Origin of the sequence: Legionella santicrucis, assembly GCF_001468135.1 — a bacterium.
Lineage (GTDB): Bacteria > Pseudomonadota > Gammaproteobacteria > Legionellales > Legionellaceae > Legionella > Legionella santicrucis.
This window is the reverse complement of the sequence record NZ_LNYU01000085.1, coordinates 210,684-222,863: the sequence shown is the minus strand read 5'-3', so window position 1 is coordinate 222,863 and position 12,180 is coordinate 210,684. Positions and strand designations below refer to the sequence as shown.

Sequence of the window (12,180 nt, the reverse complement as noted above, 5' to 3'; positions counted from 1 at the left end):
CATCCTGGGAAACAAGAGATTTAAAAGAGATTTTACAAACAAACGAGTAATAGATTTTGATGAATCTGATCCCATGACTTTAAATTATCTAAAATACTATGATTTACTAAAGCATATTCGACCAGAGCGTCATTTTGTTAACGTCAATGAATCATTATTATCTTTGTTTATAAATGGGTATGGGTTTGGAGTACTATCCACTGAATTATGCCAACCTTATTTAGACAAGAAAGAATTAGTATTACTCAACTCTGGCTTATCCTATGAAAATAAACTTGTGCTAGCCTGGTACACAAGAACAGGGCAACCAAGCTATTTTTCTGATGTTATCGATTTAATTGTTTAAACACTGATTTATGAAGGACGTATTACATTAATGGGTTGGCCCTTTATAAAATGAATAATATTTTCGCATACTGTATTTAGCAATCGTTTTCGTGCTGCAACCGAGGCCCAGGCAATATGAGGCGTGATGATGCAATTGGTTAAGCCAATTAAACGATTATCAATACACGGAGGTTCTTCGCTTAGAACATCAAGATAGGCAGCAGTGATTTGCTTGGCCTTTAACGCACTGGCCAAATCTGATTCATTAATTAAACCCCCACGACCAGTATTAATAAGCACAGCGGTCGGTTTCATTTGTTGCAGCGTCACGCTGTTAATTATATTTTTTGTATCCTCAGTCAATGGACAATGCAAACTTAATACGTCACTTTGTTTAAAAAGATCAGAGAAACTTACCCACGTTGTTAGCTTATCGATAAACATTCTTGGTTTATGAGCAATAACTTTCATTCCCAAAGCATTGCTCACCTGAGCCACTTTTTGTGCCACCCGGCCATATCCCATTAATCCTAAAGTCATTCCAGCTAATTCAATTATGGGATTTAACCAATACGAAAAATAAGGTTGAGTTTGCCACGCTCCCCGTTGAATAGATTGGTTATGAACTTCAACATGATTGGTATGAGTAAGTAATAAAGCAAGCACATGCTGTGCGACACTGTCAGTACTATAATCAGGAACATTAGTTACAATAATATTGTGCTTTGCAGCCGCCCTAATATCGATATTATCAACACCTGTAGCCGTTTCGCCAATATAGCGAAGGCATGGAAGTTTACTAAAATGTTTTTCGGTTAATTTTATTTTATTAGTAATAATAATATCAGCCTCTCTACTGCGTTCTATCACCAGTTCGTCAGGGGTTTTATCATAGAGGATCACTTCTCCTATCTCATAAAGACTATCAAGGCACAGTCCATCACTAATTAATGGCCTAGAATCCAAAACAACAATATTATTTTTTTTCATGATGAGTATTACCTGCTGACTAAATAAATGTAGGAGCTTTTCAATATTGCTTCTATTTATAATGATGATGCTCAGAATAGCAAGCAATTGTCTTGAATTCTTAGTTCAAGACAATTGCTATGCTTTCGTACCTACTAAAGTTGATGTCAAATTCAAGAGTCATTGTTTTCTTGCTCTGGTAAAAATCCACCCGCTTGCATTTGCCACATATGGGCATAATGACCATCAGCTTGTATAAGCTCCTCATGGGTTCCCTCTTCAATAATACTACCCGCATTAAAAACCAAAATACGATCCATTTGCGACAGAGTTGATAATCGATGTGCAATCACAATAGTTGTTTTATTTTGCATCAAAGCATGTAATCCATCTTGGATGTACTTTTCAGTAACAGAGTCTAATGCTGAAGTTGCTTCATCTAAAATGAGGATAGGCGCATTTTTTAACATTGCACGGGCAACAGCAATGCGTTGACGCTGGCCACCAGACAATTTAATACCCCGCTCTCCAACTAAAGATTCATATCCCTCTTTTAATTGACTCACAAATTCATGACAATGGGCCATTTTGGATGCTGCGATTACTTCTTCATCAGGTGCTGCCACACAACCGTAACGGATGTTTTCGAGCAAACTACGATGAAATAAGGTAGTATCCTGAGGAATCATAGTAATCTGTTCGCGCAAAGAGTTTTGAGTTACTTCAGCAATATTTTGTCCGTCAATGAGGATTTCACCGGACTCTACATCAAAGAGACGTAAAATCAGATTCACAAAGGTACTTTTCCCGCTTCCAGAAAATCCCACTAAGCCTACTTTTTGTCGCGCAGGAATTACAATGTTTTTATTTTTAAAAAGATGGGCTCCTTCGTGATAATGAAAGGTCACATCAAGAAACTCAATTTGTCCCTCTTTTACTACCAAGGGTTTTGCCGCTTTTTTATCTGCGATTTCATGAGGCATTTCCATGATACTTAAAGCTTGTTTGCATTTTCCGGCTTCCTCTGCAAATGTTACAAATTGACTCGCCAAATACCAAAGGTTGTAAAAAATACTAATGGAAAGGGAAATAATAAAACTGAAGTCTCCAACTGAAACCTGGTTGTTTTGGTACATATTAACCAAGAGCAGAATATTCACACCAATAAGTATAATAATACTGATATCCCAGAAAATTCGCATCTTGATAATCATCCACTCCATAGCTCTATCTTGACTGACAGCCTCAGCTACCGATTCCCTGATCCGTTGACTTTCATAAGTATTTCTAGAAAATAATCGAATATTAGTAATATTACTAATACTGTCCACCCAGCGACCAAATATTTTGGTGCGTGTAGTAGAAAAAATGTGGGATAGATTTTGTATAGGATGGAAAAAATAATAGGAAATACATAAAAAAGAAGCCGCCCAGCCCAATAAAATAACTGCAAATAAAGGATGCACCAACAACATCATCCCAATAGCAACGATTAATCCCAAAAATTGAGCAAAAGCATCATCAAGAGTTGTTAATATAGTGATAACCCCAGAATGCATGTCTCCAATTTTATTGGATAAACTACCAGCAAAATTATTTTGAAAATAACGATAGGAATGCTCTGTTAAATAATCAAACATTTTATTCATCAAATCTTGACGTATACTTGGAAATACACGCAACTTGACCCAATCCAAGAGACGCATATCAAAAGCAATTCCTATCCATAATGCGATATAAAACCAGACATAGGGTTGCACCGCACTCCATACTTCCTGTCTATGTCCCTCATGAGCTACTACTGTATCAATGATAATTTTAAGTATGTAGGGTGCAAGAGCATTATTGACTGCCCAATAAAGTGCAATAAAAACAAACATGAAAACATAATGTTTGTAAGGCCTGAGTGCTTGTAGAATAAAATGGTTTAATGATAAGGCTGTTTTCATTTTATCTCCTCGAATGATGGCATCCATCCGATCGCTCCTTAATGAATTAAGTAAACCGTATTAATTTCAATGAATTTTAAAAATCGTTATCCATAAGCAATGATAATCCTTACTCCCAAGTAATCTTTTAAAATCGGAATAAAAATCATTGGGATGTGCTCTTAACTCGTAGTATCAGAAAACATTGCTTATATATAGAGAAAAGTAGACTGGTGCATGAAATTACGCTCTTAAGTATTCATTAAATTATCCCTATCTCGTTAGGGCATACTTAAGCTGCAATTCGCATCGGATTCAAATTTGAAGTAATTACTTCAAACGTAAATAATACGCTATTATTGAATAAAAATCAATCATCTATGGTATGCTTTTTAGATGACTGATCTATGTTTTGGGTCTAAATCACATTCTTGTACGTTTCAATACTTCATTGTATTCATGCATGCTGATCAAGCCAGCATCAAATTTTTTCTGAGCCTCATAAATACTCATATAACGTTTATTAGGTTTCTCTTCAGCAACACCAACAATGTCATCGAGCACTACAGCCAACCATTGAAATATCTTTTTCATCTGACACCTTCCTTGTGAAAAATTACATCCGTCTAAGCATTATAATCATATTTCAAATTTTATTGTCAATAATATATCCAGATAGATAGTTCATTATGAGGTTTTTGTTGTTGCCAATACGATACTAAAGCATGTGCTACAGGGTGTTCAGAGAGACTATCAAGACTGACAGTCAACGAAGACTGTTGTAGTTAATGGCATTATCATATTGACTGTCCACATTGGCAGCATGAGAAACAATCCACTGTCTTCAGTCACGCATGCTTGCTGAAAACTCAGAGATACGTTGGTCTTTACAATGATTTTTGGGCGCCTATATTGCTCAGGAAAGCGCCTTCGCGATGCCTCAGCATCCTTTAAAAGACTGAAATACAATTCATGAGTAAATATACTACAATATGATTATATGCTGTACTTATTCAAAAGAAATCATGCAAAGTAAAAATATAATTACCGATAAACGTCCAGCTCTAAAACTTGATGAATTTTTGGAGTCTTATAATAAACACCATAAATTTAAATTAGTGAAAGATGATTTCAAAGGGCTTGATCCTGAAATCGTAATGATAGAAATGATAAAGGGAAGTAATATCGCATTCCTCCGCGAAATAATGCCATTACTTATAGTCGAGTCAGTAAATGATTCAAATCTCACAACAAGGCGCGATCAATATATCAGTCAACATGAAGAAAATCTAAATTTTACAGGAAAAAATGAATTAGAAGAGATAAAACAATCATTAGAACGATTAAAGAATTCTAGTCCTGAAGGCTTAGAGGAAGCGAAAAAAATAAAAGAGGAATTAACACATCAGCATCAAAAAAAAGAAGGAGAAATTCAGTCAGTTAAGAAAGAGTTAGAAAAAATAGAACAAGAATTTATAGAACTACAATTCCCCCCATCTGAAAAAGAGTTAAAAGAAGCAGATACAATACTTGCTAATCTTGATAGGGAGGTACAAGAACATTTAAAAAATGTATTACAGGAGATACACCAAGAAGGACTCACTAATCAACTTATAGGTCTTGATGAAAAGGATTTTGCCAATAACAATGCTAAAGATATTTTTTTGAGTGTGCGGCAACATTTGTTCGAGTTATCCAATAACATCAGAGAAAAGCTGAATAAGCATGATCTAAGTGAAGAAGAAAAAAAAGAGCTCATGTCAAAGCTAAATAGCTTAGAAAAGGTGTTTCCAACAATTAATGAGACGATTAAATATATCGAAAACAAATCTAAAGATCGAGAATATTTAACAAACATAGTTAATTACCTTAAGCTCAAAAACGGAAACGAACTTTTGCTTGGTTTATATCAAGCTGATCTTAGTGAAATTGAAAAAAAATTAACGAATAATAATAATTTAGTTAAACAAATCGAAAACAAATTTGAAAACCAGAAAAGTGACCTAAAATCCGAGATAGAAAATATTGAGGTAAAAAATAAATATATTGATAACTATAATAATGAACAAAAAAATGCAGTACGCAAACTCTTAAAAATAGAAACATTCCTAAGTTCATCGCCAATCACATACACATCGGGTACCAAAATTTCAGAGCTTACAGAGAATATTCAACAAATAGCACAATCGCTGAAAGATAAGGAAATCGAGCGCAATGACAATAAGAAAGAGTTAAACAAGTTGCGATTAGAAAAAGATAACACCATAAATAAGGATCTACAGGAATATAAAAATGATAGACTAACGTTAGATAACACAGAGCGCAACAATTTAATTCAAGCTCGGAAAAGCACCGTGACAAATGCGAGCGAAAGGATCTATGGGAAGAAAATAAGTGAAAGAGAGGTGAAAATAGAAAAACTCGGTGAAAAAATTGAGGGACTTGAAGGCAAGTTAGATAAGGCCCAGCGCGAACTCATGAAAGCCATCCTTCTTGATTATACTAAGAACAATTCTGTATTTCAGCGCATTTTAAGTGGAGCCTGGAACAGACATCATATAAAAGCAGCAGAAGATTTAATTAATAAAATCGATAAACTTGAATCATCCCAATTAAAACAGGAAATCAACAAACTCGATAACCAGGTAAATAATAGCAAACATAAGACTGGCGCTTTTAAACAAAAGCTTAATGAAATAAAAGCATTATACAATGTTGATAAACAACCTGAATTAGAGCATGATGAGAGTAGGGGCCTCCGCATACAAAATTGAGAATGAAAACGTAATAACCTTTTTAAAGCTCAAAATTCAAAATTTTTTGCGAAAAAACCAAATTTCATACCTCCTGCAAAAAAACCTTTTATGACATAAAAAAGAATGTTTTTATCTGTTGTATTAATCTCTATTTACGAGATTAGACGCAAAAAACATAAAAAAATTGTGACTCTGCAGCAAAAAAGCGTCGACTCATTATTTTCCTTCATTAATCTATTGATTTTATTATTATGTAGTTTTTATTTTTAGATCTACAATTACAGAAGGAGAATTATAAATGCCAATACCCACCGATTTAACCTTATTTGCTAGAACTGAAGAGATTGATAGTCCTAAAGGATGCAAGCTCATGACCCAACAAGAAAGAGATGAGTTTATAAAATATCATTATTCTCCTGTCAGTGAATTAAAAAATGATAAGCTTCATAGTGAGTATTTTTCAATGTTTGCACTCAGGACCTATATATGGGGCATCACTAAATATGCGGAAGGAACACACAATTTTGATATCATGGGTTCTAAAAAACAAATGACCTCTCAAAAAAGTAAGGCTGGAACTCCAACCTCCAGGATAATAAGAGGTCAATTTTTTAAAAAAGCAAATTCTACCCGATTAAAATTACCTCCAATTACAACCGAACAAATTATACGAAATGAGCTTAGCTACGGATCTAATTTAGCCAATAGCCTAGATTATTACGCTCGCGCCAATAATATTAGTGAACAGTATTTTTTGAATATGATAGAGCCTTTAGCTAAAGCTTATGGATCTAATGAAGAAAATCATTATACAAAAGCAATCATAGATGCGACTACAAGCTTATCTCTCTATCAGCCTTTAATCAGGTTAGGAGCTGGCTATATGCAACTTAAAAGAGCTGGTGAAATAAATAAAGAAATAGAGGACGATTGGCAAGTGACCCAACTCATGGGCGCATTCCAACAAGCCGCTTTTGATATCGTAAGCTACAATATAGGAGCATCCCTATTTTATGCTCAAGCCAAATCTTTATCTATAAAGAATATCCCTACACATATTTCTGAAATTTTTAGCCCGGAAATTGATTCATGTTTTGAATTGTCAAAAAATGATGCGCTTGAAGCATTATCTAAAATAGAACAAAAATTTGGGAAAAATTGCTTAGGGAATTTCTTAAAAGATTTAAAACAAGAAATGAATCTAACTTCAAGTGATAACTTTAATCAAATATTACATTCTGTATTAACGAAATATCAAACTGAGGAAGCATATAAACCGATAACAGAGATGAATGGTCATTACGATCATTATGCTCAGGTAACTTCTGCTTATAAAATGCCTATAGCACCAAGTTATCAAACCTAAACAGAGATCCAATGGCTGCAATGAGTTTTAGTTCGTACATACAAAAACAGGAACCTTTTCAATTCAACAATCTATGTCTTGGAATGTTCACGCGTTAACCATGTTTAAGTACACTAAGAAATGCTCTTTTTTTTACAAAGTAGATCCATTTTACACTTGACTTATATGCACAATATCATCAATATGAAGCCATCATGGATAAAATAAAACTACTCTATAGATATTAGATAGTGGTTACATAATAAACATGATTCAGCGCTTTTGTTATATTAGCAATCAATTTTAAACTTTCTGAATAGGTTCGTAATTATGCGCGATAAAATGGCAGAAAAAGCCCCACATTTTTTTTATCATAATGCTAATCCTGGTTTCTCTCAAACGTTATGCAAAGAACCATTAATCATTAAGGATAGCAAATTACCAGAACTATTAAATGCCCCGCTCGACAAAGAAGCTAAATATAATCTTCTAATGTCTTTCATTCAAAGCTACGATGCTGAATATTTAAATCAACAAATTATAGTTAATAGCCATACTACTATTGAAAAAGAGGGCCATACCCCCCCTCATTGGACTAATACCGCAACAAAGAGAATTTATGGCAGTCATGAGTCTATAACTCAAGAAAATCAATCAAGAACAACTTTAGCAAATATTATCGCGACCAATGAATTAAATTTCTCTTCCACTCAAATGACCTCTTTGTTTCGGGAATTGATGGCAAAGCGAGTTAATTTTGCGACTATTGATCAATCCCCTTACCTGAATTTGATTCATCCCAAAAGCGGCAATAACCCATTCAAAAGTTTAATTGTATCGAGCTTAGATGACCCAGCTCTTATTGAATTATTATACGATTTTATTGGTTATATTGAGACTAGCATAACTCATGATGAGCGATTATCTATTATTGATAATGAAGATAATTTTACCTATGAAGCAATGTTGCCTGCTGAATTTTTGTTGCGTTTAGGTCATGAGGATTTAGCATTACGTCTTTATCATTTGGGAGCAAAACCTACCCCATTCGCATTCCGACTTGCTTGTGCAAGTTATGGCACAACTCTTCATTATAAAGAAACAATGCAATGCATTCATTTCTTAATGGACTCTCTCCATTTGAGTGAAACAGATTTGCAGGAAGGAAAATCCTCTCTGAAAAAAGCAAGTCCTACACAATATAACGATATGCTTTCAAGAATAGTACGCATGCTACGTGAAGACTCAAAACTTGATAGCGGACATTCCACCGTTTTCGAAACAATACAAAATGAGTACTTAGAACATTATCAAGACGAAATGTCTCTTTCATTTGGCGATTTCTGCCAAAATAAGGCAAGCGTTGATCATCCATTGATTCAAAAACATGCTCTTTTACGTATCAAACAAGAAAATATAGGTAATGGTTTTTTCTCGATTTATTATCGTACTGAACCCCACTTAGCTGAGAAAAAATGGGGATTACTCAACCACGATCAAAAAGCCAACCAATTACTTCTTGAGCTTATTGCTTTGATCGACGCCCCACCAGAAGCAATTCCCCTCTTCTCCTTGGGTAGATAAGCTTATTTTCAGAACTGTCCCCCTACTTCGGGGGATTTTCGAGTACATACTCACCTATCTAATTCTTATAATGTTTTTAATCAAATACATTATCTACTCATTGACATATCTCTTCTACTTTCAGAAGTGATATCTTCGTACCCACTATTTTGAGCCTTTTTATTTGCCAAACCTTTTATATCATTTAATCTATTTTTCGCATTTGTTGTCTTATTCGTCATTTTTTGCGCCTCCATCGCCTTGCTACTTTCATCCTTAATAAACTCTTTGGGCTTATTCATGCTTGCTAATTTACAGCCTTTTGAATGAAGCTCTTTAAACTGTCCCTCTTGGCGAATACCATCATCAATAATTTTAGAGATTCCATTTGATTTAGTCCCTACACAACCTGGTGTATTAAAAGCAGCTGCCTCTTGGATCTTCTGTGATGCATTAAGCATCGCTGCAAGTTGACAAAATGAATTTCGACGATCGCCTTTCTCATCATAACTCAAGAGTGCATCAGATTCTGAATGGAGCATGGTAAATAAAGTGAGGGCATGTTGATAGACTTCACTTTGTCCGGTTCGATCTTTTCCACTTTTACAATTATTACTAGCTGCCCCTCCCATTGCTTCAACTAATAGCTTTTTTAAAGCAATAATATATTCTGCCTTATTACGTGATAATTTTGGATCTTCTTGAGGGTCACGATGATATTCATCCAAAACTCGAATCATGATGATGATACTTGCCTTCTGCTCCGATGTTATATGTGGATTTCCTTCTAATCTTTCTATGAATTTATTAAGACGGGTCTGTTGTTCAACTGCTTTTCCTTTTTCAACACAAAATAAATATCCTCCTTCAACTTCCAAGGCAGAATTAGCATGCTCTGATTTTTCATTAATTCTTTGGTCAAGTTCGTGATAAACTGCAGCAAGGAATTCGTCAGCAATATTGACTAATTCTTCAAACTCAGGATCATCACGCATACTGATTTTATTTCCACGTGAAAAAGCATTAGTCCCATCATTGTGATACATGAGGTGAAATCCTTCTGCATCCAGATCTTTCATGGCCTTTACCTGGCCTTGAATTAGTCGGTTATCCGCCTTTGCTACTTCGAACCCCATCTTTTCTACTTTTTCGCTTAATAATGATTGGATTAAAATCGGTATTTTAGGTTTATTATCACGAAAGAAATTCCCCCATAAATTTTCATGATTGATGGAGGCCAAATGTTGGGTAATATTTACAAGTTGTTGTGCATTATCTTTAGAGTGTTTTTCCTGTTCCTCAGAAGGCATTTCATAACTCACAGGAGTAGCCGATTTCACACTTGCACTAACAACTTCAAGGCCTTCATTTCGTTTTAGCATTAAATAATTGATTCGAGCATTAGGAAAGCCAGGGGCATGCGGCATAGCCGATGATTTGAAAAGAAGTTGGAAATTATTCCATTTCTCTTCTTTTACTGCTTCAGGATTATTAGGATGTGGGATTCTTTCCAAATACCAAGATTGTTCGGCGGCACTCAACGCTTGAAACCACTTAGGTTGCTTGTCTTCGTTATTATGAATGGCCAAGTATTCTTGTTTTTGCTCCGGAGTGAGTTGATGATTGAGTCCAATATCTATTTGTAGGATTGTTTCATTTTCTCTAGGGGTTTCTACAATTAAAACCTGATTTTTGTTATGTTCGGCAACAAAATAACGCTCTGCTTCGCGAATATCACGGATTATATTATTGGGTACTGGATTAGTCATTGTTTTAAGCGATGTGGCTAAGCTGACCACAAAACGATCCAGCTCTTCTTTGGGATCAGGTGTCACCGCATTGTTTCTGGATGCAATGATTTCATTACTCAGCCTGGCAAGTTCATTTCTTATTGCTTGTTTTTGTTCCGGGTTAGATGTTAAATAATCTGGTGAGTCAAGAAGAGTTAATACTCCGCCTATGATACTTAATTTTCTCGTAATTATAGAATACTTAATCTTTGTATCTAATTCTTTATGTGTTATAGAGGTTGTTGGATCGTGTTTTATTTTTATGATGGCCTTCTCTCCCGGCTGTTCAGGCTCAATTCTTGTGTAAACCCAAGTAGGGTAAGGATGTTTTAAGCGTTCACAAATTCTTAAATTTTGCTCTAAACTGCTCAGCATCTCCTGGCTGCTTTGAGATGAAATAGATTCAAAATTACCCTTAAGATTAGGTGCATAATTGGTATTTATTACTTTAATAATTTGCTGATTCGTTGCTTCAGAAACAAAGGTAAAACTCGGAGAAGATGCTTGTGGAGCCTCTTGTTTTTCAACAGCTTTACCTTGATCTTCTGCATTGATATTTATCAGAGGTCTTATTACTGACTGTCTAAATATAGCTCTATCTGCACGTTGTAATCGCGGTCTTCTTAACCCTGGATCAGGTTGTGAAGAAGAAGAGGAGGAGGAGGAAGCAGGTGATGATATCTCTTTTAACTCTGGAGATTGTTGTGAAGAAGGTATAGAGGAGGATATCGACAAATCATTAAGATCAATAGTCTCCTGTTGAGGGCTTCTAGCCTTACGCCTTCGAATAGGTCTTTCCCAAATCTCATCATCGTAAGTTTTTGCTGAGAATGATAATTTTTGTTCCTCCCTTTTTAACTCCGGATCAGGCCGCGAAGAAGGTAAAGGTAAAGATGAAGATATAAGTAAATCACTCTCACTGATTTCTTCACTCATACTCTCTTTAGGGCTTTCAGATCTACCTTGTGAAGAGAGCTCTATCCAATTCTCTTGTTGTACTTCTGGAGATGATACTGAATCTTGCAACAACTTATTCATTTTGATAGCAGCAATACTATTCACAATATCATCGTACACTCCTGAAGAATCAGCCATCAAAAATCGAGCAAGTGGATTATCTCGATTACGTTGGGAAGCTAAAGCTAATCTTTCTATTTTTGCAACCACGCGATTAAGTTTTTCGATATTATCTTGTTCTTCTGCATTTAAAGTTTTAAATTCATTAATCACATTAAGAATCTTAGAAGCAGAAGAGGCTGGCCCTTTCAGAATTGGGTGACTTTTTATTTCTTCTTTGATAAGAATTTCTACAGAAACAATTAAGTTTTGTAACATTTCTTTTTTTAGCTCTTCCATTTTCAACTCCTAAAATCAAAATCTCATACCTTTTATTTAAATATAAAAAAATTAGGACAGGATTAATGGAGTTATTCGAATTATGTTGGAGGTATGCACTTTTTAGATTTCATAGAAACAGAAGAGAACTAACAGGTTTTATGATT

8 protein-coding genes are annotated in these 12,180 nt (G+C 34.9%); 4 read left to right on the top strand and 4 right to left on the bottom strand.

Annotated elements, in window-relative coordinates; all coding sequences use genetic code 11:
* The first annotated feature begins 73 nt into the window (after positions 1 to 73).
* Positions 74 to 346, top strand: coding sequence for a hypothetical protein (locus Lsan_RS16360; protein ID WP_133134230.1), 273 nt, complete (start codon positions 74 to 76; stop codon positions 344 to 346).
* Positions 347 to 354: 8 nt separating this feature from the next.
* Here the strand turns inward: Lsan_RS16360 and Lsan_RS16355 are convergent, their stop codons facing one another.
* From Lsan_RS16355 to Lsan_RS22535, 3 genes are all read right to left on the bottom strand, one after another.
* Positions 355 to 1,317, bottom strand: a complete 963-nt coding sequence (locus tag Lsan_RS16355) for a D-2-hydroxyacid dehydrogenase (RefSeq protein ID WP_058515191.1) — start codon at positions 1,315 to 1,317, stop codon at positions 355 to 357.
* Positions 1,318 to 1,469: 152 nt separating this feature from the next.
* On the bottom strand, positions 1,470 to 3,272 hold the full coding sequence (locus tag Lsan_RS16350) for an ABC transporter ATP-binding protein (protein ID WP_237762174.1): 1,803 nt from the start codon (positions 3,270 to 3,272) through the stop codon (positions 1,470 to 1,472).
* A gap of 375 nt (positions 3,273 to 3,647) precedes the next feature.
* Positions 3,648 to 3,818, bottom strand: coding sequence for a hypothetical protein (locus Lsan_RS22535; RefSeq protein WP_165482575.1), 171 nt, complete (start codon positions 3,816 to 3,818; stop codon positions 3,648 to 3,650).
* A 431-nt stretch (positions 3,819 to 4,249) separates the two neighbouring features.
* On the opposite strand from Lsan_RS22535, the gene Lsan_RS16345 reads away from it, so the two are divergent.
* From Lsan_RS16345 to Lsan_RS16335, 3 genes are all read left to right on the top strand, one after another.
* The gene (locus tag Lsan_RS16345; RefSeq protein ID WP_058515190.1) at positions 4,250 to 5,998 is read left to right on the top strand and encodes a DUF5617 domain-containing protein; all 1,749 of its coding nucleotides are present in this window, start codon (positions 4,250 to 4,252) and stop codon (positions 5,996 to 5,998) included.
* Positions 5,999 to 6,278: 280 nt separating this feature from the next.
* Positions 6,279 to 7,346, top strand: a complete 1,068-nt coding sequence (locus Lsan_RS16340) for a hypothetical protein (RefSeq protein WP_058515189.1) — start codon at positions 6,279 to 6,281, stop codon at positions 7,344 to 7,346.
* 309 nt (positions 7,347 to 7,655) lie between these two features.
* Positions 7,656 to 8,909, top strand: a complete 1,254-nt coding sequence (locus Lsan_RS16335) for a hypothetical protein (protein WP_058515188.1) — start codon at positions 7,656 to 7,658, stop codon at positions 8,907 to 8,909.
* Positions 8,910 to 8,998: 89 nt separating this feature from the next.
* Here the strand turns inward: Lsan_RS16335 and Lsan_RS16330 are convergent, their stop codons facing one another.
* Positions 8,999 to 12,034, bottom strand: coding sequence for a hypothetical protein (locus tag Lsan_RS16330; protein ID WP_058515187.1), 3,036 nt, complete (start codon positions 12,032 to 12,034; stop codon positions 8,999 to 9,001).
* Positions 12,035 to 12,180 lie beyond the last annotated feature (146 nt).